The 22,846-nt window shown below is 38.8% G+C and carries 20 protein-coding genes; 17 read left to right on the top strand and 3 right to left on the bottom strand.

The annotated features are described in order from the left end of the window. Positions 1-53 precede the first annotated feature (53 nt). The 4 genes from BN986_RS17825 (at position 54) to BN986_RS17810 (ending at position 4,210) form a co-directional block, all read left to right on the top strand. Positions 54-971, top strand: a complete 918-nt coding sequence (locus tag BN986_RS17825; RefSeq protein ID WP_040982650.1) for an ATP-binding cassette domain-containing protein — start codon at positions 54-56, stop codon at positions 969-971. After that, positions 968-1,717 (top strand): ABC transporter permease, encoded by a 750-nt coding sequence (locus tag BN986_RS17820; protein WP_040982648.1) that lies wholly within the window; start codon positions 968-970, stop codon positions 1,715-1,717. The genes BN986_RS17825 and BN986_RS17820 overlap by 4 nt, the downstream gene beginning before the upstream one ends. A gap of 15 nt (positions 1,718-1,732) precedes the next feature. Further along, complete coding sequence (locus BN986_RS17815; protein ID WP_040982646.1) at positions 1,733-2,644, top strand: sensor histidine kinase; 912 nt, start codon at positions 1,733-1,735, stop codon at positions 2,642-2,644. Between the two features lie 216 nt (positions 2,645-2,860). Beyond that, positions 2,861-4,210 (top strand): DUF6612 family protein, encoded by a 1,350-nt coding sequence (locus BN986_RS17810; protein WP_040982644.1) that lies wholly within the window; start codon positions 2,861-2,863, stop codon positions 4,208-4,210. A 108-nt stretch (positions 4,211-4,318) separates the two neighbouring features. Here BN986_RS17810 and BN986_RS17805 read toward each other — a convergent pair whose 3' ends face one another. Next, positions 4,319-5,023, bottom strand: coding sequence for a hypothetical protein (locus BN986_RS17805; protein WP_187378581.1), 705 nt, complete (start codon positions 5,021-5,023; stop codon positions 4,319-4,321). 148 nt (positions 5,024-5,171) lie between these two features. Here BN986_RS17805 and BN986_RS17800 point away from each other — a divergent pair, with 148 nt between their 5' ends. Next, entirely contained in the window at positions 5,172-5,684 is a 513-nt protein-coding gene (locus tag BN986_RS17800) for a DUF4306 domain-containing protein (protein WP_081922254.1), read from the top strand. Between the two features lie 217 nt (positions 5,685-5,901). On the opposite strand, the gene BN986_RS27430 is transcribed toward BN986_RS17800, so the two are convergent. Next, on the bottom strand, positions 5,902-6,051 hold the full coding sequence (locus BN986_RS27430; protein ID WP_187378580.1) for a hypothetical protein: 150 nt from the start codon (positions 6,049-6,051) through the stop codon (positions 5,902-5,904). A gap of 345 nt (positions 6,052-6,396) precedes the next feature. On the opposite strand from BN986_RS27430, the gene BN986_RS17795 reads away from it, so the two are divergent. The 9 genes from BN986_RS17795 to BN986_RS17755 all read left to right on the top strand — a co-directional run bounded on the left by BN986_RS17795 (position 6,397) and on the right by BN986_RS17755 (position 17,346). Continuing rightward, entirely contained in the window at positions 6,397-8,562 is a 2,166-nt protein-coding gene (locus BN986_RS17795) for a type IA DNA topoisomerase (protein ID WP_244445036.1), read from the top strand. Positions 8,563-8,724: 162 nt separating this feature from the next. Next, positions 8,725-9,156 carry a hypothetical protein gene (locus BN986_RS17790; protein ID WP_040982640.1) on the top strand — a complete coding sequence of 144 codons (432 nt, stop codon included), beginning with the start codon at positions 8,725-8,727 and terminating at the stop codon, positions 9,154-9,156. A 239-nt stretch (positions 9,157-9,395) separates the two neighbouring features. Beyond that, positions 9,396-9,734: a DnaJ family domain-containing protein gene (locus tag BN986_RS17785; protein ID WP_040982638.1), complete on the top strand. Its 339-nt coding sequence runs from the start codon at positions 9,396-9,398 to the stop codon at positions 9,732-9,734. A 208-nt stretch (positions 9,735-9,942) separates the two neighbouring features. Then, positions 9,943-10,689, top strand: coding sequence for a class I SAM-dependent methyltransferase (locus tag BN986_RS17780; RefSeq protein ID WP_040982636.1), 747 nt, complete (start codon positions 9,943-9,945; stop codon positions 10,687-10,689). A 67-nt stretch (positions 10,690-10,756) separates the two neighbouring features. Next, positions 10,757-11,470 carry a phosphotransferase family protein gene (locus BN986_RS17775; protein WP_392392306.1) on the top strand — a complete coding sequence of 238 codons (714 nt, stop codon included), beginning with the start codon at positions 10,757-10,759 and terminating at the stop codon, positions 11,468-11,470. Positions 11,471-11,705: 235 nt separating this feature from the next. Then, positions 11,706-13,742 carry a sigma-54 interaction domain-containing protein gene (locus tag BN986_RS17770; RefSeq protein ID WP_040982632.1) on the top strand — a complete coding sequence of 679 codons (2,037 nt, stop codon included), beginning with the start codon at positions 11,706-11,708 and terminating at the stop codon, positions 13,740-13,742. A 184-nt stretch (positions 13,743-13,926) separates the two neighbouring features. Further along, a complete protein-coding gene (gene iadA, locus BN986_RS17765) occupies positions 13,927-15,078 on the top strand; it encodes a beta-aspartyl-peptidase (RefSeq protein ID WP_040982630.1) in 1,152 nt (383 codons plus the stop codon). A gap of 37 nt (positions 15,079-15,115) precedes the next feature. Next, positions 15,116-16,561 (top strand): Na+/H+ antiporter NhaC, encoded by a 1,446-nt coding sequence (nhaC, locus tag BN986_RS17760; protein WP_040982628.1) that lies wholly within the window; start codon positions 15,116-15,118, stop codon positions 16,559-16,561. A gap of 185 nt (positions 16,562-16,746) precedes the next feature. Continuing rightward, positions 16,747-17,346: a short chain dehydrogenase gene (locus BN986_RS17755; RefSeq protein ID WP_040982626.1), complete on the top strand. Its 600-nt coding sequence runs from the start codon at positions 16,747-16,749 to the stop codon at positions 17,344-17,346. A 109-nt stretch (positions 17,347-17,455) separates the two neighbouring features. Here BN986_RS17755 and BN986_RS17750 read toward each other — a convergent pair whose 3' ends face one another. Further along, a complete protein-coding gene (locus BN986_RS17750; RefSeq protein ID WP_040982624.1) occupies positions 17,456-18,337 on the bottom strand; it encodes a LysR family transcriptional regulator in 882 nt (293 codons plus the stop codon). A 120-nt stretch (positions 18,338-18,457) separates the two neighbouring features. On the opposite strand from BN986_RS17750, the gene BN986_RS17745 reads away from it, so the two are divergent. The 3 genes from BN986_RS17745 to BN986_RS17735 are packed head-to-tail and all read left to right on the top strand — an operon-like array spanning position 18,458 to position 22,846. After that, positions 18,458-19,915: a CoA-acylating methylmalonate-semialdehyde dehydrogenase gene (locus BN986_RS17745; RefSeq protein ID WP_040982622.1), complete on the top strand. Its 1,458-nt coding sequence runs from the start codon at positions 18,458-18,460 to the stop codon at positions 19,913-19,915. Between the two features lie 21 nt (positions 19,916-19,936). Next, positions 19,937-21,286 (top strand): aspartate aminotransferase family protein, encoded by a 1,350-nt coding sequence (locus BN986_RS17740; protein WP_040982620.1) that lies wholly within the window; start codon positions 19,937-19,939, stop codon positions 21,284-21,286. A 36-nt stretch (positions 21,287-21,322) separates the two neighbouring features. Beyond that, the gene (locus tag BN986_RS17735) at positions 21,323-22,846 is read left to right on the top strand and encodes an aldehyde dehydrogenase family protein (protein WP_081922253.1); all 1,524 of its coding nucleotides are present in this window, start codon (positions 21,323-21,325) and stop codon (positions 22,844-22,846) included.

Raw genomic sequence — 22,846 nt, 5'->3', positions numbered from 1 at the left:
ATGGCTCTTGCGCTAAACTGGAAACAAGAAAATAGAGTGAAGGAGCCGAGAAGATGAATGCTGTTATTCAGACGTATACTTTAACAAAGAAATTTAAACAGGAAGAAGTCATTAAACCGCTTGATTTTTCTGTGAAGAAGGGTGAGATTTGTGCCTTAATTGGTAAAAACGGTGCTGGAAAATCGACTATTTTTAAAATGCTTGCAGGACAGATAACGCCGACAACAGGAGAAATTTACTTATTTGGAAAGTCAGGCAAACAGATGATGCAAGCGAAAAAAAGAATGGGATTTATGATAGAGACGCCGGTCTTTTTCCCGGATTTTACGGCAATTCAAAACCTGGAGTATTTCCGGATTCAAAGGGGAGTTGCGGAAAAGAAGCGGATATATGATGTATTGGAAATTGTCGGGCTGGCCAATCAAAAGAAGAAAAAATTTAGAGAATACTCTATGGGGATGAAACAGCGGCTGGGAATAGCGCTTTCTCTCTTAAGCAGCCCGGATTGTTTAGTACTTGATGAGCCAATTAATGGTTTAGATGCGGAAGGTATTATGGAAATTCGCAGGTTATTGATCCGGTTAAATCAAGAAAAGCAAATAACCATCTTAGTTTCCAGTCATATTTTAACGGAATTGCAGCTATTAGCAACGCGGTTTGTATTTATCAAAAACGGGGTGATCGTCGAGGATGTAAGCAAGCAGCTTCTGGATGAAAAAAGCAGGAAACAAATCCATTTAAAGGTGGATGACGCAGCCAAGACAGCACAGCTATTAGAACGTACTTATGAGGATATCCAATATAAATCCCTTCCTGATCAGGTTATCATGATACAAAATCACATTGAAGAGGCTGGAGAAATAAACCGCCTTTTAATCAAAAATGATGTATTTGTGATGGAATTCCGGCTTGAAGCACTGAATTTAGAGGAATATTTCTTAGGATTAGTGGAAGGGGCGGAAGAGAAATGATTAACTATTTGAAAAGTGAAAACTACCGTATATTGCATAAAAAAAGCTTGTATCTCACAACTGCGGTCTGCTTTCTCCTGATTACAGGTGCAGCATTTAGTTTGTATTTTTTTAGCAGCGTGGATGCAGATTTCCGTTACGGAACCAGCAGTTTTTTCTATTCAAACGTCATCGGAATGGGGACACAAATTATTATTATTTCCTATCTGTATAATGCCATATTGACGGCGAAGGATATTTCGCTGACCAAACAGGCTGTTTCTTTTGGCATTTCCCGAAGTGTCATTTTCTGGTCAAAATTGCTTGTGACGCTAAGTTATTTTTTGTTGGTTTGTGCAGCAGGCTTACTCCTGATGATTGGATTAGGGCAGAGTCTCTTTGCGGAGGATCAAGGCGTCGTCAGTATTTTCATCATTGCAAGCTTTAATATGCTGCCGATTGTACTTAGCGGTTTTATTCTGATACACGCATTAAAAATGCTGAAAATCGCTGATATATATAATATCATTATTGTCGTGTTTGTATATGTTTTCTCTGATGATGTATTGCGCTATATCTTCCGTCAGGTGAATGGATTGAATGAGTTATATATGTTTGCTCCAGGTGCTCAATTGACAAATAATTTAATGCACTTTATGAATCAATCTGTACAATTGGATTATCGCTATTGGGTGACCGGTGCTGTTATCAGCGTCATTGCTTTGTGGATAGGAGCGGGCAGATTTACGAAACAGGATATGGATTAATGAGGAGGGGTGACAGTGAGCAGCTGGTTGATTGTCGTTATATTGAGCATACTGTTAATTGTTTGTATCAGCATGCTGCTGTTACTTTATTGGGATATCAGAAGGATAACCCGTCAGCTTAAAGAAATTAATGAAAACTTTGGTACAAACGAATTAATCCGTACAAATACACACAGCAGAGGTTTGATCCGGTTTATTGCAAATATCAATCAGTTGATTCATTTATTTAAGCAGGATCAACAGCGTAAGCAAGGAAGAGAAGACGCATTAAAACAGGAAATTACCAATCTCTCGCATGATTTAAGAACACCTTTAACATCGATAAAAGGATTTTCTGAATTGATGGCAGATCCCTCTTTGTCAGATGCAGAGAAAAAAGAATTTTTGGCTATTATTCAAAAGAAAATTGATCGTTTAACGATGATGGTGGATCAATTTTATGAGCTTTCGCAGATAGAATCTTCCGATCAGAAAATCAGCATCCAGCAGGTATCACTGAATCAGCTGGCAGTGGATACAATGCTGCTGTTCTATCATGATTTTGAGAAAAATAAGCTGCAGATAGAAATAGATGAGACGGCTGTTTCCCCCATTTTAGCGGATGAAAAAGCAGTTTACCGGATTATCAGTAATATTGTTCAAAATGCGTTACGATATGCGGAAAGTTATTTTACTATCAGACTGATAGAAGAAGAGGAATGGATTAGGCTGGAAGCAGAGAATGATATCAGCGCCTCTGATGATAAAACGGAGCTCCATCGGATTTTTGACCGTTCGTATCGGATGGACAGCAGCAGAACTGGCGGACAGCTGGGACTGGGTTTGCATATTGTCAGGCAATTGGTTATTCAATTAGATGGCAAGATAGACGCCGATATGGAGGAAAATAAATTTCAGATTGTTGTATCATTTAAAAAGTGGGTATAAATCGTATGGAACAAATAATCACAGTTTGACCAGGGCCAATTCACAGGTTTTCTTTTTAAAAGTATATAAATTAACGCTGCCACAGTATTTTGTACTGTGGTATTTCATATGGGTATTTATGCCTTTTTTTATCTGGTTCTGTAGTCAATCAGTTGCCCGCCACGTATAATATACGTATAACGGTCACATGACAAACGGAAGGAGAAGGATTTTATTTTGAAAAATTATATTTTTGGAATTGGACTAATTATTTTATTATTTTTAGCTGGATGTTCTGAGCCTGAAGCTTCAGAAATTCTGGAAGAAATGGAACAAGTAGAACAGGATATGACCTCATTAGACGTGGAATTTGAAGAAAGCATAGAAGGAGAAACGTTAGCAGGGAATGGGGTATTTGATTTTGAAAATAATATAGACTATTACAATCTGGGGGACTTTGCCCTGTACAAAGACAATAGTGACTTTCTGATTGAAACGGCTGATGGCATGGTAGCGGAAAGTTTTGCAGAGACTCCTGCCGAGCAGGAAGAACTGGAAAAAATATTTAGTGATCAATTAGGGAGAATGAAAACGCCGTTTGCCTTTTTTGTAACAATTGATCCGGATATTCATAACAAATTTGATATAGAAACAAGAGATGAAGATTATGTCCTGACATACAACGGGGATGAAGCTGACATGGAAGAGTTAGGAAGAGGAATTGCTGAACAAACGATCAGCATGACAGACGGCTCTGAAAGACTGGATATTGAAACGTCCGAAATGGACATTGAAGCATTCGCGCTTGAAATGGTCATTGAAAAAGAGACACATCATCTGCAGCAAATGGAACAGAAATTGACATATACTTTCAATGATATATCGAATGAACAGGATTATTTGTATACATATTCCAATCACAATGATGCGGAGGAAATTGAAATCCCGGCAGTCACTGTAGAAGCGGAGGATACGGATCCTGTAGAAACAACGGAGCAGGATAATTTAAGTGAGGAAGAAAGAGAAACGCTGGAAGCAGAAGCATCTGATTATCTCGATGCGCTTATCCAGGCAACCGTCTTCCAGGATGCGGAAGCGGCTATCGACCGTTTACCGGACGGTTATTCGGAAGATAACAAGCAAACAGAAGCTGAAATGCAGCGGGATATGTTCAAAGAGATCTATATCCAAAATACGGAACAAAATATGCAAGGCGCCAATATAGAAGAGGAAGATATTACTGATTTAGCAGATGCCGTGATGGGTGCTCTGTCTACAACAGAGTATGAAATTGTTGATGCGCATGCAGAAGCATCTGATGATATCGTTGTTACTATTTCTGTTGAAGGAATAAGTGATACGTCCATCAACCAGGAAGTGGAACAAGAATTATTTACGCTCTATACAGATGGTGAAATTGAGGACGATGAATTGGATTCCAAAAACATCGAGCTGTTAATGGAACAATACAATGATATCGATGAGCTTCTGCCTCCTGTAGAGCTTGATGTCCATGTCATGCAAAACCCTGATGGCACCTATGTAGTGATTGCTCAGGATCAATATTTAGCAGGATTTGTTCAATAAGGTATCAAGAAAAAAGCTCCCGATCATGCAGGTTGAACGGGAGCTTTTTATACGATAATTTTTGATTATCAAATATTTGAATCCTTATAAAACTAACCTGGCAATGTATTATTCTATAATATACATTTTTTCAATAATATTTATAATTGCTTCATCCTCACCTGGTTCAATGTAGATAGACTCTGGATTTTCCAGCATCTCTCTCATATCCTCCTTGACGTCTTCTAAATCAATATCATCCGGGCGGGGCATTCCTCCGTACCAGCGATTTCCATATGGAATGTCATAGACATTAATGGTGCCGTCCCCATTGCCGCTATATGTTATCATACCGTCTGCAATTCGAGAGCCGGATACCTGTATAACATCCTCAGGGTAGCTGACATCATTGTCTTCATCATTTGGATCAAGCGGCGTACCGGCTGGGATATGTTCAACATAAAGTTCATCAATATCCTGATTTGGTCCGAGCTGCAGCCAGACACGGGCATATTCAATTTCTTCGGAAGAATAACCGGATAATGTATTATTATCTTCGTTTTCTTCTTCTTCACTGGATTCATCATCTGAACTGTCTGTTTCTTCGTTTTGGTTATCATTGGCTTCATTTTCATCTGGATCTGCAGCGGAATCATCTGTTGTTGTGTCGTCTTCAGCTTGATTTTCGCCATCCGCGGGGTCTTGTTCTTCCGTTGCATCATTTGTAGAAGAGTCATTGTTATCCTGACTATTTGAGCAAGCGGCGAGTAAAAAAATGATGGATAGCAGAAGAAGGCAGCAGATAATTTTTATGTTGTTCTTCATTGTATTCATCTATCCTTTCTATGGAATAAAATTGCAATTTTTCTATGTGTCTTCATTTAATAATGAAGGAAATATGATAAACTAATCATAAAGTATTCTAGTCAGGTTGTAAAACTTCGAGAATCAAAGTAATTTCATACATAGCATGATTATTTAAATGAAAATCGTCTATCAAGTAATTGAATTAGGAGGGGAAACGTTGATTATTGGTTTACAGGTTGGCTTATGTATTTGTTTACTAGTTATTGCTACAGCTGCTGCTTTGTATGAGGGCAGCCCGGTTTTAATTTATACAACGTCATGGGAACATTCCACACCTTTTACCAGAATGATCCATGGGGAAGTTACAGGTGCAAATGATATTGTGATATTCGATTTACTCGTGTATGCATCGCAATTCGCTCCTTTGTTTCCAATAGTGATGTTATTATCTGCTACTTATTTAATTATTTTGGCAACATATATGTTTCTTAGAAATAAGGAAAAGTTCCCCGCTTTTCTGTTTGGATTTGCAACAGTGCTTATTATCTTAGGTGTTATCCTATTATTGGATGCTGATACGCAGGGAGGCAAAGCGATATTTACTGCTTTACTGATCAGTGGTATAAGCTGTTTGAGCATTGGTTACGCATTTAAAAAATCTCCTTGGAAACCTCAGATGGAGGTATAAGGTGTTGGTACATCATGATTGAAAAAACTGAGTCAACATTTTGCTATTCATTTAGCTTTTACGCTTAAAAATATATATTGTCACGAAGAAATAAATTTTGACAGATACAGTGTACGTTAACCAAGGCTGCGGGAAGAGCAGAAACATTCCTGCAGCCTTGGATGTATTAGCCGAAGCAGAAAAGCAGGCCAAGCGAACGGCACATTTTATAAAAATATTATCTTTTTCGTTTATTTTTCTTATTGTCCAAGTTCAAGAACTCGCTATTTTCACTTGCAAACTCCGTATCATTCCCCTGTTTATTATGTTTATTACGATTATTTTGCTTTCCTTTATCCTTATTACGGTTTTTATTTTGTTCGGACATAAGTGCACCTCCTGAAAATATTCACGGTGATTGGTATCACCTATGGAGTTAGTGTAACCATAAACCGGTAAATTATAATCCTGCGTATCAGGAGCGTTACGCTTGGTTCCTTCAAAAAAAATGCATTCTTTGTTTTTCCGATTTTGAGGACTTTATCTGGTCGTTGATTAGAAAATAAAAATATCTTGGTTAACAAAAGGAAGGTCCGCTGTTTTAGTAGAGGATCCATTAGAAAAAAAGTACGATTTGTGGCATAATAGGGTGTCGAACGAATGTTTCTAATAAGAGCAATGGAGAGCGAAAAGTCAACTGATACAGCGCTAAAGGAAAGGCGATGAATTTGAAATGGGAATCCGATTAATTTTGGCAGAGAAACCATCCGTCGCAAAAAATATTGCAGACGCATTAAAAATAAAAACAAAGAAAGATGGCTATTTTGAAGGGGATAACTATGTGATCACCTGGGCATTTGGTCATCTTGTTGAGCTGTATGATGCGAAGGACTATGATGGGAAAATGCGGAGCTGGAAGATGGACAACTTTCCGTTCATCCCTTCTGAATTTAAATATAAAGTGAAAAGTAACCCCAGAAATCGGGCGCAGACAGATGGCGGGGCTGCAAAACAATTAAAAATCATTCATTCGCTCATGAAGCGAAACGACGTGGAAGCGATTATTTCGGCGTGTGATTATGACCGGGAAGGGCAGTTGATTGCAGATAGTATTATTTACCGGGGTGGAAAGAAACCGAAAGCTGCCGTATACCGCCTTTTGTTGAATGAATGGACGCAAAAGGAAGTATTGCAGGGCTTGGAAAATCTCAAGTCGAATGCTGAGATGCAGCCATTACGTGATGCCGGGGTCAGCAGACAATGGGCAGATTGGGTTATCGGCATTAATTTGACATCTGTTGCAACATTAAAATATCAACAAGGGAAAAGCAAAGCATTAAATATAGGCAGAGTTCTTCTCCCAACATTAAAAATTATCTATGACCGTGATCAAGAAATAAAAAATTTCAAACCGGAAAATTATTTTAAACTGACTGCAACGTTTCAGACAGCGAATAATCAGGAATATGAAGGAACTTACACAGAAAACAAAGAGGAAAAATTTAAGAAAAAAGAATTATTAGAGCCGATCCATGAGGCAATTCAGAACAAACAAGCAATGATTATCGATAAGCAAGTAGAGAAGAAAAAGGAGTTTCCTCCGTTTTTATTCAATCTATCCAATTTGCAAGGGTTTATAACAAATAAATTCAAAGGTTGGACATCCGATAAGGTGCTGAAGGTGGCTCAGTCACTTTATGAGAAAAAGCTGATTACTTATCCGCGGACAGCGAGTACAGCCTTAGAAGAGAGCTTGGTTGGAAAGACGGCGCATGTCTTAAAAGTGCATGCTGAAGGACTTCCTTATCAGGATGAAATTAAATTTATGAAAACAAAGCGTGTCTTTAATAATGCCAAAGTGGAAAGTCATAGCGCAATCACGCCAACTTATATGAAGCCGAAACGTCTTTCGGCAGATGAAGGAATTGTGTATACAGCAATTAAAAACCGCTTTATTATGCAGTTTATGCCGATCGCAGAATATGAGGAGACAAAGCTGGTTACAAAAATCCTGGAAGTGGATTTACCTGGTGTTTTCCATTCAAAAGGGAAGGTACAGCTTGTAGAAGGCTGGAAAAAAGTAGAGAACATCCAATCGAAGGATACACTGCTGCCGGCTGTAAGCAAACAAGAACAGGTTCATGTAGCAGGGTCCGAAGTTACTTCTCATGTTACCAAACCGCCGAAGCATCATACAGAGAGAACCTTGCTTCGTGTCATGGAGACATGTGGGAAAAGTTATCAAGAGGATGAGAGTGAAGAGCTGCTGGGCAGTATTTTAACTGGTTTTAGTATTGGGACAGCTGCAACGAGAGCTGAAACCATTAAAAAACTGAAAGATGTCGGCTACATTACAACGGAAAGTAAGCATTTGCTTTGTACAGATCTTGGAAAACGGCTTGTTGAAACCTTTCCTGTAAAAAATTTATTTGATTTAGAATTTACTGGCCGTCTTGAAAAAGCATTATCGGATATTCAAAGAGGAAAAGAAAGCAAACAAGAATTTCTGCGTCTGATTTTTCATTTTACAACAGAATCAGTGGAAACGATCAAGCATGGAGAGGAGGTTATTATTAATAAGGTTACCTCCAAACGGGCAACGAATGAAGTGTTAGGAACATGCCCGGCATGCGGAGGTAAGGTGACAGATGGCTATATGGCCTTTGGCTGCAGTAATTGGAAGAAGGGCTGTACATTTGCCATTTGGAAAAATGATAAATATCTTGCTTCGATGCGGAAGAAGCCGACGAAAACAATGGTGAAACAGCTATTGAAAGAGAAGAAAGCTTTTGTAAAGGGTCTGACAAGTAAAAAAGGAAAGAAATTCAATGCTTATCTAAGCTATGAAAAGAATAAGGATAATGACTATTACAGCTGGAATATGGAGTTTTCAAAGTAAGTTTGTTTAAAATAGAAGTGGTAAGAAGTGTATATTCCCAAGTTTCCAAGCTTTTAAAGGGAAAATAGTGTATACTGAAGAGTAGAGGTAGCATTATTTAATAAACGGAGATGTCAAAATGATTTTTACCATGCTAATTTTCCTCTAGACAGGATGACAAACATGAAAAAGGTTATCGTAAGTACAAAGGAAAATCTGGATTATGGTACATTAATATGGATTTACGCAAACAACCGTAAAGTCTATCGCAGCAGTAAAAGTATTAATGCGGATACACCATTCCATGATTATGATTCACATTATATGGGAATGGTGGAGGAGTTGTATAGAGATCAGGAAAAACATCCTATTTTGTTTAAACGGATGATTGAGCAATCGAACCGGGTTTTCGGGGTGTGCTTAACTAAACGGCGTAATGCGGATGGTTCAAGGGATATGAAGGTTGTCTTTTTCCCGGATTGGGATAGTGTGCAGGACTTTGCCGAAGATACCTATCCAAAGCTTGTGAAAGCAGAAGTGAAGAGAAGAAAAGAAGCGAAACAGCAATGGGTGGAGAGAGGGAAAGTTTTCTCGGAAAAGAAAAAAATGTCGTAATAAATCGTAATGCAATTCATGGGGCTGCCTTTAGGTATTTTACTTAATAAGGGCAGCTTTTTTGTTTGGTTTTCGTTGTTAAGAGAGATAAATGTATTCCATTCCTTGAATAATACATGGGATAAATAGCACGCAATATAAAAAGATAGTATACTGAAAAGTAGCAGTATTATTTACATTTCTGGGTTTTAACGGTTGATATGATGGCATAAACAAATAAGTGCAGGGGAGGTTATTTGTTGGACAAAAAATACAATGATTTAATTGGAGATATGATCAAAGAGAATGATTATAGCTATGAAAAAGACTTGCCGGGGAAAGGAAACCCTTTGTCAAAGGATTACATTCAAAAGGATACATTTCAACATTTTCAAAAAATAGCAAAGGACGCCGGTTATTTACCGCCTTGGTTGAAGCTGCAAAAGGAAATCAGTGTGTTATTGCAGGAGGCTCAAACAGAAAAGGATATTAAGAAAATTAATAAGCAGATTAAAAAGCATAATGGTCTTTGTCCGCCGCCGTTACAGAAGAAATATATCAGCTTAGAGAATCTTGAAACAGCAAAGAAAGAATGGTAGTTAAAAAGAAACTGGACTTCGCGATACCAGAGGTTTTTGGTAATGCTGGGATAAAAGTGGTCAATCGATTTCATGAGCTCCTCCTTCCTATGTACTCATCGGTTAACAAATGCATTTTGCAAGATATGAATTAAATACATGGCTTAACAAAATAAAACAGGTTGAAACGTTATTAAAAATAAAATTCTTGGTATGTAGGAGGGGAGATATGAATAAACAAAGCAAGAAAAATAAAATTGCCTGGGAGTATAGAGCATATGAATATTGGAATAAAAGGTATGGAACTCCTGAAGAATTAGCTGAACAGATAACAAAGCATCCTACTGCTCACCTGAAAAAACATAAGGACTATTTTAAACAAATCAAAGGAAAGAAGGTAGTTAATCTTTGCGGATCTAATGGACGAAAAGCTGTTCCAATTGCCTTGTTGGGTGCGGAAGTTACAGTGTTCGATATTTCTGAAGAAAATAAACAGTATGCATTGGAGCTTGCAGAGCACGCTGGTACCTCAATCAATTATATTATTACGGATATTTATGATATTGATTTGCGAGTGTATCAAGAGTATTTTGATGTACTGTACTTGGAAGGCGGCATCTTACATTACTTTCACGATATTCAAAAATTAATGCATATGTTGTATGCGATATTAAAAACAGGCGGGAAAATGATCTTGAGTGATTTTCATCCGTTAAGACAATTTTTCCTTAGTGATAAGGATAAGGTAACCTATTTTGATAATCAGAATTTGAAATTGGCTGATTTAGCTTATAAAGATTTTTTTAATACAGAAGAACAGCATGATTTTCCGAATGTGTACGTTCGCTTGCATACATTGAGTGAAATGATTAATGCGGTAATTGAATCGGGATTTCAACTGCAAAAATTTGATGAACATCGTGGATGGAATGGGGAGGATATTCCTTGGGAGTTTACGATGCTGGGCAAAAAATAGAGGTGAATACCGTGTGAATACAAATCAAAGGAAAGAAATAGAAAAAAAGATAGAGAAAATAAAAAAGATGCAGGTATTAGCGGAGCAAGGCTGTACCTCGGAAGTTCGTAAGGTTGAAGCAGATAATGTTTATCTTTTGAAAAGCTCCTTTAAGCAAAGGGATAGAGAATGGTTGAAGGAAGAGGCTTTTGTTCTGCAAAAATTAAAGCATAATCATTTGATTCCAGTTCCAAGATACGTTTATTTTGGAGGGGACCAGGATGTGAGCCATTTACTGATGTCATTTGAACAAGGAGTAAGCTTAACGGCTGCCTTAAAGAGCGCTGAAAATATGGAAGAGAAGAAACGGTTAATCAAGGATTTTGGAGCGCTTTTGCAAAGATTACACGAAATAGACCTACTGGAATCATTCAATCATCAGGGAGATTGGTTGTCCATCCAGCTTAATAAGGCTGAAGGCTATATGAAACAAGGACAAACAGACAGCGATTTACAACTATTAGAAAACCTGAAAGAAAATAAACCATCACCTGTCAAACAAACAATGATTCATGGGGATTGTACTACGGATAATGTGCTTGTTACGGATGGTAAAGTCAGCCTGTTTATCGATGTATCTAGAATGACAGTCGGAGATCCAAGATATGATGAATCGTTGGCGATAAGAAAATGGATACAGCATGAAGCATTACTAAATGCTTTTTATGAAGGTTATCATCGTTACCGTGTATCAGAAAGTGAATTTCGATATTTTGAAAATGGACTTTACGAATTTTTTTGACAGAAATGAGCAGCTTTGTATTATTTTATTCTTATTCGTGATTGTTATAGCAGCTTTTGTTTTATCACGGAGAACCGCCCGTAAAACTCCCGCCTCAAAATAAAGAGTAAGAATGAATTTATTTAAGCGGGAGATAACGGGCGCTAACTCCCACTGAATGAAGTTTCGTTTTATTTTCAGAAATGAATTATTTATACTAGTTAAATAACGCAACATCTGATTGGAGTGAACACCGATGAACAATCCGGTTATTCTGGTACTCACCAAAGAGATTGACCTATATTATACATTTCGTGATAATATTCGCGAGGTTTTTGGAAATAGCATCACGCTGCGCAGCAATCATTTTTTACCGGTTTATCTGGAGGATGTGGATTTAATTCTTTCTTCTGTCCCGGACAGTTTAGTCAAAGATTTCATCAATATAGAGAAAACAAAAGCTCCATTATTAGTTGCTAACCGGTCCATTGATTTTAAAAAGCTTGAAAAATTATTTGAATTACCCAGAGACGCTCAATGTCTGCTTGTCAGTAATGATGAGGCTATTGCTTGTGAATCTGTCACAATGCTGAAGTATTTAGGTTTTGACTACTTAGATTTCTATGCTTATTCTCCAGACATGGAAAACCCGCCTGATCTAAAAAATGTTGATATAGCCATTACTCATGGATTAGCAAATCTCGTGCCTAAGGGGTTAGAGTCTGTGATTGATTTAGGAAACAGACGTCTTGATTTAAGTACTTTATTCGATATTTCAAAGATTCTTCAGCATAATTTTGATCATGCACATCATATTACCATGGGTTATGTGAAAAATGTTGCCCGTATTGGAAGGGAGCTTGCAAATTCTGTCCGGAATGAGAACTACATTAATTCCAGCTTGCAGGCTGTCCTGAATACCGTGCAGGAAGGTGTTGTCTTTATTGATAAAGAAGGACGTGTCTCGCTGTTTAACGAGGAAGCAGGCAGCATTTTAGAAATCGATAGTCAAGCTGTTTTATACAAGCATTATTCGGATGTATTGGATGAATTTCAGATTGATAAAGTGATGGAAACAAAACAGCAAATTCCCAGGCAAATGATTCAGGTGCATGGATTAAATTTATTAGCTACACTTACTCCTATATTGCAGGAAGGCTCTTTTTCAGGGATTGTTCTTGTTTTTCAGGATGTAACGCATGTAGAACGGATGGAGCAAGAAATAAGGAATAAAAAATTACAATCAGGTTTAACCACCAAATACTCTTTTGAAGATAATGTTGGAAACAGTATGATCATGATGCAAACACAACAGCTTGCTAAAAAAATAGCCCGAAGTGATTATACGGTATTGATCACTGGAGAAAGTGGTACGGGAAAAGAGATTTTTGCTCAATCTATTCATGAGTATTCTTCCAGAAATAAAGGCCCGTTTGTTGCAGTAAACTTTGCAGGGATTTCAGAATCTCTGGCAGAAAGTGAATTATTCGGTTATGCAGAAGGTGCATTTACGGGTGCACGAAAAGGTGGAAAAGCCGGTCTGTTTGAACTTGCACAGAATGGAACGATATTTTTGGATGAAATAGGCGATGCTCCACTAAAAATTCAGGCAGCTATTTTAAGAGTTTTGCAAGAAAGACAAGTTATGCGTGTTGGAGGAAGTACGGTTATTCCAGTTAATGTTAGAGTGATTGCTGCTACGAATAAACAGCTGGAGGATATGATTCGAAAAGGAGAATTTCGGGATGATCTGTTTTACCGCTTGAACCAGCTGCCTTTGAGAATCCCTTCTTTACAAGAACGCAAAGAAGATATTCCGGATTTAATAACGTATTTCTTAGAACAGAAAAATAGTCAATTATCTTTTTCGCCGGCTGTGATGGAAAAGCTTTCTTCTTATAGATGGCCAGGTAATGTTCGTGAATTAGAAGGATTGATTACCTATTTATCTGTTATTGTAAATGGACGAGAGGTAAGCATCACGGATTTGCCATTCCAAATACAAGATGGCTTTCCCTCCAATATGCACCCAGATAAAATAACAAGATTACTGGAGCATTCTGGAGATCTTCATTTGTATAAAGATATTTTAGAGTGTTTAATGGTAACTCAGGGAGAAAATGCAGGAATAGGACGTTCTACATTGCAGGCAATGCTTTCTGATAAGATTTCTGAAAGTAAGCTGCGCACGAAATTGGATATACTTAAGAAATACGGCTTAGTAGAAACCGGAATTAAAAAGCAAGGAACAAAAATAACCAATCTAGGAATAAACATGATCGAGCATATATGATATTTAGGAGTATTTATAGGATTGTTCTAATTCTATAAATACTCCTAAATTTATTTTTCTACGCTGGAATAGCATAAAAAAAGCCTAATAATTATTGGCATATTTTTTGCATGAAAATTTTATAGAAAATAGCTTGGATTATTTTCAGAAAATAAGTAGTATTTAGCAAACGGAGGCCAGATAAATGATTACATTAATTAAAAATGCAGAAGTGTATGCTCCAGAACCGTTAGGAAGAGCATCCATCTTATTCGTAGGTCAAAGAATTGCCAAAATAGGAGAAGTAGATGAAGAAGCAATAAAAGGGATCGGTATCGATTATAAAATAGTCGATGCTGAGGGCGCTTATGCTGTACCAGGATTTATCGACCCGCATGTTCATTTGATTGGCGGTGGCGGAGAAGGGGGCTTTGCTACCCGGACACCGGAAATACAACTAAGTGATATGATTCAATCAGGAATTACGACGGTTGTCGGCCTTTTAGGGACAGACGGTACTACCAGACATATGACTTCTCTTCTTGCAAAAGCACGCGGCTTGGAAGAAGAGGGAATGACTACGTTTATTTATACCGGGAATTATGCTGTTCCTACGACCACCATTTCATCTAGTGTAAAAGAAGATATTATTCTATTTGATAAAATTATTGGAGCGGCAGAGATTGCTATTTCCGATTCCCGTTCTGGACAACCTTCTATACATGAATTGGCTAAAATCGTCGGAGAAGCGCGTGTTGGCGGGATGTTAAGTGGGAAAGCAGGGGTAACCCATTTTCACACAGGACCTGGAAAAGAATATTTAGCTCTTCTGCACCAGCTTTTAGAGGATTATGAACTGCCTGCTTCGAATCTTTATGCAACTCATATTACACGTAGTCAGGAGTTAGTGGATGATGCGATTCGTCTGGCAAATAAAGGAGCTTATGTTGATATAACAGCAGATGAAGAAACGGGAAAGTGGGTTATTTACTATAAAGAGAATGGTGGAGATATGCAACATTTGACCATTTCTTCAGATGGAAATGGCAGTCTGCCCAAATTTGATGAAAGTGGAAAAATGGTTGGTTTTGGAGTAGCAAGTACACAAACCTTATTTCAGCAAGTAATTGCTGCGGTGAAAAATCAAAATATAGCTTTACAGGAAATTTTACCATTAGTCACTAGTAATACAGCGGATGCTTTGAAACTGAGTAAAAAAGGCAGTATTCAAGAAGATAAAGATGCAGATGTACTTCTTTTAAATAAAGAGACATTAGCTTTAGAGCATGTATTTGCAAAAGGGCGTCATATGCTTGAAAATAAAGAGCTTCTTGTGAAAGGGACCTTTGAAAAATAATGAATTTGTGTTGCCAGGTAATGAGGAGGATTTATAAATGAAAAAACAACCTAACTTATTTGAAGCTTTTTCTCCAATTGTAGTCATGCTGTTGTTGCTCGCTATCGGTTTTGGTGTGTATGGATTCAGTCCGGAGCCTCTGCTGATTTTAGCTTCCGTATATGCAGGATTTATTGCATGGAGATTAGGATATACTTGGGATGAAATGATGGAGGGTATCCAAGAAAAAATTAAACAGGCTATGCCTGCTATTCTTATACTGATCTCGATTGGGATTCTTATTGGAACATGGATGATTGCCGGTACAATTCCAATGATGATTTATTATGGTTTAAAGATTATTGATCCAACCTTTATTGTGTTAATTGCTTTTGTAGTATCTGCCATTATATCCATTGTTACCGGGACCTCTTGGGGTTCTGCGGGTACGGTTGGCGTTGCTTTAATGGGAATTGCGACTGGACTTGGGGCAAGTTTGCCGGCAACTGCTGGCGCGGTTGTTGCCGGAGCCTATTTTGGAGATAAATTATCCCCGTTATCAGATACAACCAACTTAGCACCCATAGCGGCTGGAAGTGAATTATATGAACATATCCGACATATGCTCTGGACAACTGTTCCAGCAGCTGTTATCAGTATCATTGTATATTTGTTTGTCGGTTTTAATGTATCATCTGCTGATGCCTCCACTCCTGAAACAATGACTGTCATGCTGGATACATTGGCATCGATGTTTGATTGGAATATTTTGCTGCTGCTTCCTCCGGCAATTGTTTTATATGGTGCGCTGAGAAAAAAGCCAACTCTGCCGACAATTATTTTTTCATCTATTGTTGCAGCGGTAATCAGCAGATTCATGCAAGGATTCAGTGTAACCGATATTTTTGCATCAACCGTTTCAGGATTTGATGTAGCAATGGTAAATCGTGCTAATTTTAATCCGGATACGGTTATTACGGAAGTTCTTGATCTTGTCCATCAGGGCGGAATGCAGTCTATGACAGGAGTTGTTTTAATAGCTTTTTCTGCTTTTATTTTCGCTGGGATTATGACAACATCTGGTTCCTTGGATGTGATTATTGGAGCGCTGATGAAGGTGGTCAAACGTACTGGTGATTTGATTTTAACAACAGTGCTTTCTTGTCTGACCATGGCTTTGGTTACAGGGAACTCTTATCTCTCTATTATTGTGCCCGGCGAGACGTTTAAGGACACATATAAGAAAAATAAACTGCAGGCAAAAACCCTTTCCCGTACGTTAGAAGATTCTGGTACAGTTGTTGTTCCTCTTGTACCTTGGTCTTCAGCAGGAGTGTTTATGGCTGGTACACTGGGTGTTTCTACACTTAGTTATGCACCATGGGCTATTCTGTGTTATACCGGCTTCATTTTTGCAATTATCCTGGGCTATACAGGGATTGGTATTGCCAAAAGAGAAGATGCGGATCCGGACGAGGGTTTGAAAGCTCCATCTGAAAAATAAATAGTTGACTGTGGAAACATCCTCTTTCTGATATGTAAGTGTTAGAAGGAGGATGTTTCTTTCGTTTTCAAATAATTATTTAAAAACATAATGAGCTAAAATTTATGCATCTCATAAAACGTTATGGGATACTGTAGCAAGGGAATGTATGTAATAGAATCTTTTAGCAAAAGGAGAGAGCAACCATGAAAATACTATTAGTAGGAGCGACTGGATCAATCGGCGAGGTAGTATATGAAGAATTAAAGAATGATGCAGAAATCATTCAAGCAAGCCGAAATTCTTCGGAATATCCGATAGATATTACTTCTGAAGAAAGCATAAAAGCATTGTTTGAAAAAGTAGGCGAGGTAGATGCAATTATTTGTGCAGCAGGATCTGCGCATTTTGCAACCGTAGATGAACTGACACCGGAGCAGAATATGATTGCCGTAAACAGTAAACAGCTTGGACAAGTGAATTTAGTATTAATCGGCCTGCACTATCTGAAGGATCATGGAAGCATTACACTGACAACGGGTGTACTGATGGATGATCCACTAAAAACAGCATCCTCTTCGGCAATGGCAAATGGCGGGGTATCGGCCTTTGTGAAATCAGCCGCGATTGAAATGCCGCGTGGAATCCGGATTAATCATGTTAGTCCATCGATGCTTGAGAAATCAAAAGAGAAGTATGGGAAACTATTCCAGGGATTCCAACCTGTTTCTTCTGAACGAATCGGTTTAGCTTATCGTAAAAGTGTTTTTGGTGCGCAGACTGGGCAGGGGTATAAGGTATACTAAGAAGAATTATCTAACTAAAAAACGTTACATTCAAAAAGCAGATCAACTGATTCAGGTTTGATCTGCTTTTATTTGATCGGATATTAATAACTCCAAAGATAAGAAATCTCTATAACTGGAAATCTTCCTTATAAAGCTCCTTTGTAACAGAAATAAATACCTGTGTAGCATGGGATGGCTCCGCTGATGTACACAACCCTAAAATTCGGTAAGCATCCTCTTTTAATTTAATAACTTTAATGCGTTTAGATGTTTTTTCCTTTTGGAGTACCAGTTCAGGCCTAATATTTATTCCAAGGTTTGCTTCTACAAGTGCAATGATAGGCAGGTCTTCAGAAACTTCATATTTTATATTGGGAGATAGATTATATTTTGAAAATAGCCCGATAATTTCATCATCCCAGCTTTTTTTAGGTTTAATAAATGGATAAGAAGATAGCTCCTTCACGCTGATTTCATTTTTGGTATGTAAAGGATGCTGATTCGAAACAATGCAAAATAATTCATCTTTTTGGAGCGGGATAAAGGTTAAACTGCTATTGTCAGCACCGGTATTAAAACAACAATCTAATTCCCCGGTCAATACTCTTTTTTTAAGAGACTCATAATCTCCCTCATGAATATTTATTTCAATCCCCGGGTACTCTTCCTGCATTTTCTTCACAATAGGAGGAATCCAATTGCCTGTCACACTGGAAAAAGAGCCTACATTTACCGTTCCTGTCTTTAAGCCATTCAGGTGACTTGCTTCTTGCATTAAAGCTTCATTCATTTTTTCTATTTGCAATGTATAATGATAAATCTTTTCTCCTTCTTTGGTTAAGGAAATTCCACTTCTGTTACGGTTCAATAATTTTAAATTTAAATCTGATTCCAGACTTTTAATCGCGTTACTAAGCCCGGGTTGAGTAAGGTGGAGCTCGCTAGCTGCTTTGCTGATATTTTTCAGTTGGATGACTTTATTGAAGATTTCATACCGCTGCAATGTCATGGCAATTCTCCTTAGTATAATTTTTTTGAATGTTAGACATAATTAACATTTATTTTACTTATGCTAATTATCCAAATAAAATGAAATCATGTCAAACAAATTCCAATAGGGGGTCACATAATGTCAACAGTAAAAACCGCCAAAAAAGTAAGTAATTTTATAAATGGGGAATGGGTAGATCCGATTTCAGGAAATTATACAGAGATTTTTAACCCGGCTACTGGAGAAGAGATTGGGAAGGTACCCATTTCAAGTTTTGAGGAAATTGAGAGCGCTGTCAAAAGTGCAGAGGCTGCTTTTAAAGATTGGAAAAAGGTTGCTGTTCCAAAAAGAGCACGCATTCTATTTAAATATCAGCAATTATTAATGGAGAACCGCGAAGAGTTAGCCGAAATTATTACTTTAGAAAATGGAAAAACAATTGATGATGCAGCGGGGGAAGTACAAAGAGGAATTGAATGCGTTGAATTTGCTGCTGGTGCTCCGTCTTTAATGATGGGAGAACAACTGCCAGATATCGCTACAGGGATCGAATCAGGAATGTACCGCTATCCAATCGGCGTAGTTGGCGGGATTGCACCGTTTAATTTTCCAATGATGGTTCCTTGCTGGATGTTCCCATTAGCAATCGCGTGTGGAAATACCTTTATTTTGAAGCCATCTGAAAAAACACCATTGCTTGCTAATCGTCTAGCAGAATTATTTAAAGAAGCAGGTTTACCTGACGGTGTATTGAATATCGTGCATGGATCCAATGATGTGGTTAATGGAATTTTGGAACACGAAAAAATTAAAGCGGTATCATTTGTCGGCTCGCAGCCTGTAGCAAAATATATTTATCAAACAGCTGCAGCCAATGGAAAGCGTGTGCAGGCGTTAGCCGGTGCTAAAAATCACAGCATTGTGTTAGAGGATGCAGATTTAGATAATGCAGTTTCAAATATTACGGCAGCGGCATTCGGATCGGCCGGGCAAAGATGTATGGCAGCTTCTGTAGTAGTTGCAGTAGGAGATGTTGCAGATGAGTTGACGGAACGCTTAAAGCAGGCAGCAGATAACGTGGTTATTGGAGATGGAGCGGATAAAGCGTCATTTCTTGGTCCGGTTATCCGGAAAGAGCAAAAAGAAAGAACGTTAGATTATATTGAAGCCGGTTTAGAAGAAGGAGCAACATTACTAAGAGACGGCAGGGAAGATAAAAAAGACAGCGATGGCTATTTTGTCGGGGCAACGATATTTGATCATGTTCGTACCGATATGAAAATTTGGGAAGACGAAATGTTTGCACCAGTACTTTCTGTTGTCCGTGTAAATACGATTGAAGAAGCAATTGAGGTGGCAAATGAATCAGAGTTTGCTAATGGAGCTTGCCTATATACAGATAGTGCAAAAGCGGTGAGAACGTTTAGAGAGGAAATCGACTCAGGAATGTTGGGAATTAACTTAGGTGTTCCTGCACCAATGGCATTTTTCCCGTTTTCAGGATATAAAAATTCCTTTTATGGCGATTTACATGCAAATGGAAAAGACGGGGTCAATTTTTATACCCGAAAGAAAATGGTGACAGCACGATACTAAGTGTATGGAGGAGGGTGGCAAATGCTTCAATCGATGAATCAAGCAAATGATGTGAAAGCGAAAGACGCGAAACAGCTTTGGCATGCGATGAAAGGATCTAAACCGGATCCCAATCTGCTGGTTGCTGAAACGGCAAAAGGAGCATGGGTGACAGATGTGGAAGGAAATAAATATTTAGATGGAATGTCTGGATTATGGTGCGTCAATGCAGGGTATGGCCGAACAGAAATAGCGCAGGCTGCCTACGAACAATTGGAAAAGCTGGCATATTTTCCGTTGGCACATAGTCATCAACCTGCGATTCAGTTAGCTGAAAAATTAAATAGCTTTTTAGACGATGAGTATGTGTTCTTTTTCTCCAATAGTGGATCAGAAGCAAATGAAACTGCTTTTAAAATAGCGAGACAATACCATCAGCATAAAGGGGAAGGGCAGCGGACTAAATTCGTTTCAAGGTATCGAGCTTATCACGGAAATACAATGGGAGCGCTGGCTGCAACAGGGCAGGCAGAAAGAAAATATAAATATGAGCCATTAGCACAAGGTTTTTTGCATGTAGCACCGCCTGATCTGTATCGCAATCCGGATGATGAAAATTCTTTGTCCTCCGCTAAAGCAATCCATGAGTTAATGACCTGGGAGCTTAGTTCAACGATTGCTGGTGTGATTATGGAGCCGATTATTACCGGCGGAGGCATTCTGATGCCGCCTAAGAATTATCTGAAGCGGGTCAAAGAAATCTGCGAGGCACACGGAGCTTTGCTCATCGTGGATGAAGTCATTTGCGGGTTTGGCCGGACCGGAAAACCGTTTGGATTTATGAATTATGACGTAAAGCCGGACATTATTACGATGGCAAAAGGAATTACAAGCGGTTATATGCCTTTATCAGCTACTGCAGTCAAAAGAGAAATATTTGAGCAATTTGATGGCGAGGATGTCTATGATCGTTTCAGGCATGTGAATACGTACGGCGGATCTCCAGCAGCTTGTGCCGTGGCTTTAAAGAACATTGAAATTATGGAACAGGAAAATCTATTCCAGCAATCGAAACAGCTTGGGGAGAGATTATTGGAAGATTTCCAAGGGCTATTATCCCAACCGAATGTCGGAGATGTTCGCGGGAAGGGCTTATTGATCGGGATAGAGCTGGTAGAGGATAAGCAGACAAAGGAGCCGGTTCATGTAGATAAAATCAATCAGATCGTAACTCAATGTAAGCAAAGCGGCCTGTTGGTTGGAAAAAATGGGGATACCGTAGCAGGCTTTAATAATATTCTTCAGCTGGCCCCGCCGCTGAATATTACGGAAGAGGATTATCAATTCATTGTGAAAACAGTGACAGAAAGTATTTCAGCGTTGAATGAATGAGATGTTTCATAGGCAGAAGCAAAGGAGGAAGATATCATGCGTGTAGCAACAGCGTTTGAAGAAGTTTTAAAAGATACCCAAGAAGCTCAGAACATGTATATCGCTGGGAAGTGGACCAGCGGAAGTACAGGGAATGCACGAAAAGTGTATAATCCGGCAAATAATCAGGTGATTGCAACCGTTGCGGACGGAGGAGCAGAAGATGCAGACCAAGCAATTGAAGCTGCAAGAAAAGCATTTTATGAGGATGGCTGGCGGGAAACTTATGCGAGAACAAGGGCTGACTTATTATTGAATGTGGCTGAAAAGCTGGAAGCACGGAAAGAGGAAATTGCAAAATTAGAAACATTAAACAATGGAAAGATGTATGAGGATTCGATCGTTGATGTGGAAGATGCGATTCATCAATTTAAATATTATGCCGGCTTAGCGATGCAGCCGCATGGCCAAACCTATGAAGTGCCGGATGAAATTCAGGCAATGGTGATTCGGGAGCCGGTAGGTGTGGTCAGTATCATCGTTCCATGGAATTTTCCTTTAGTGATGGCTACGCAAAAAATGGCTGCTGCGCTTGCTGCAGGGTGTACAGTTGTGGTCAAACCAGCTTCCCAGACACCATTAACTGTATTGAGATTATTTGAAATTATAGATGAAATTGATTTTCCAGCAGGTGTGGTGAATCTGGTATTGGGGTCGGGAGCTGTGATAGGCGACCGTTTAGTACAGCATAAGGATGTTGATAAAATATCGTTTACCGGTGGAACAGATACCGGGAAGCAAATTATGAAAGATGCAGCTGATACGATCAAAAAAGTCGGACTGGAGCTGGGAGGAAAATCTCCGAATATTGTATTCTCCGATGCGGATTTTGAAACAGCAGTCGATTATGCCATGTTGGGTATTTTCGCCGGACAGGGGCAGGTTTGCTCCGCGGGGTCCAGACTAATTTTGGAGAAAAGTATTTATGAAAAGTTTGTAGATGAATTAGTAAAACGAACGAATAAAATCAAGATTGGACCAGGATGGGACCCGCAAACAGAAATGGGACCGCTTATCTCTCCGGATCACGCCGAGTCAGTTCTCGAATATGTCAAAGTAGGATTGGATGAAGGGGCAGAATTACTATGTGGCGGAGAACGGCTAACAGACGGTTCTCTTGCAGAAGGAAACTATGTAGCTCCGACGATTTTTACAAATACAACACCAGATATGCGGATTGTACAAGAAGAAATTTTTGGACCAGTACTGGTTATCCAAGTATTTGAAACAGAGAAAGAAGCATTAGAGCTGGCGAACGGAACGGATTTTGGATTAGCGGCAGCAGTGTTCACGAATGATGGTGCGAAAGCGCAACGGGTAATCCGCGGCTTACATGCAGGAATCACCTGGGTGAACAGCTATCATCCAACATTCAATGAAGCTCCTTGGAGCGGCTATAAACAGAGTGGAATTGGCGGAGATTTAGGCACATATGGCTTTGAAGAGTATCTGTATAAAAAACAGGTGAACATTGCTTTAGAAGTGAAGCCTTCTGGTGCTTATTCCAATACAGATAGGTAA

The sequence above is a fragment of the Oceanobacillus jeddahensis genome, from assembly GCF_000750635.1.
Lineage (GTDB): Bacteria > Bacillota > Bacilli > Bacillales > Amphibacillaceae > Oceanobacillus > Oceanobacillus jeddahense.
Note: the sequence above shows the minus strand (reverse complement) of the source record. Positions and strands in the feature narration are given on the sequence as shown.

What these genes read in the sequence shown, in the direction of transcription:
- BN986_RS17825 (WP_040982650.1), top strand. Translation starts at nt 54, where the DNA reads ATGAATGCTGTTATTCAGACGTATACTTTAACAAAGAAATTTAAACAG.
- BN986_RS17820 (WP_040982648.1), top strand. Translation starts at nt 968, where the DNA reads ATGATTAACTATTTGAAAAGTGAAAACTACCGTATATTGCATAAAAAA.
- BN986_RS17805 (WP_187378581.1), bottom strand. Translation starts at nt 5,023, where the DNA reads ATGAATACAATGAAGAACAACATAAAAATTATCTGCTGCCTTCTTCTG.
- BN986_RS17800 (WP_081922254.1), top strand. Translation starts at nt 5,172, where the DNA reads ATGAAAATCGTCTATCAAGTAATTGAATTAGGAGGGGAAACGTTGATT.
- BN986_RS27430 (WP_187378580.1), bottom strand. Translation starts at nt 6,051, where the DNA reads ATGTCCGAACAAAATAAAAACCGTAATAAGGATAAAGGAAAGCAAAAT.
- BN986_RS17795 (WP_244445036.1), top strand. Translation starts at nt 6,397, where the DNA reads ATGGGAATCCGATTAATTTTGGCAGAGAAACCATCCGTCGCAAAAAAT.
- BN986_RS17790 (WP_040982640.1), top strand. Translation starts at nt 8,725, where the DNA reads ATGAAAAAGGTTATCGTAAGTACAAAGGAAAATCTGGATTATGGTACA.
- BN986_RS17780 (WP_040982636.1), top strand. Translation starts at nt 9,943, where the DNA reads ATGAATAAACAAAGCAAGAAAAATAAAATTGCCTGGGAGTATAGAGCA.
- BN986_RS17775 (WP_392392306.1), top strand. Translation starts at nt 10,757, where the DNA reads ATGCAGGTATTAGCGGAGCAAGGCTGTACCTCGGAAGTTCGTAAGGTT.
- BN986_RS17770 (WP_040982632.1), top strand. Translation starts at nt 11,706, where the DNA reads ATGAACAATCCGGTTATTCTGGTACTCACCAAAGAGATTGACCTATAT.
- iadA (WP_040982630.1), top strand. Translation starts at nt 13,927, where the DNA reads ATGATTACATTAATTAAAAATGCAGAAGTGTATGCTCCAGAACCGTTA.
- nhaC (WP_040982628.1), top strand. Translation starts at nt 15,116, where the DNA reads ATGAAAAAACAACCTAACTTATTTGAAGCTTTTTCTCCAATTGTAGTC.
- BN986_RS17755 (WP_040982626.1), top strand. Translation starts at nt 16,747, where the DNA reads ATGAAAATACTATTAGTAGGAGCGACTGGATCAATCGGCGAGGTAGTA.
- BN986_RS17750 (WP_040982624.1), bottom strand. Translation starts at nt 18,337, where the DNA reads ATGACATTGCAGCGGTATGAAATCTTCAATAAAGTCATCCAACTGAAA.
- BN986_RS17745 (WP_040982622.1), top strand. Translation starts at nt 18,458, where the DNA reads ATGTCAACAGTAAAAACCGCCAAAAAAGTAAGTAATTTTATAAATGGG.
- BN986_RS17740 (WP_040982620.1), top strand. Translation starts at nt 19,937, where the DNA reads ATGCTTCAATCGATGAATCAAGCAAATGATGTGAAAGCGAAAGACGCG.
- BN986_RS17735 (WP_081922253.1), top strand. Translation starts at nt 21,323, where the DNA reads ATGCGTGTAGCAACAGCGTTTGAAGAAGTTTTAAAAGATACCCAAGAA.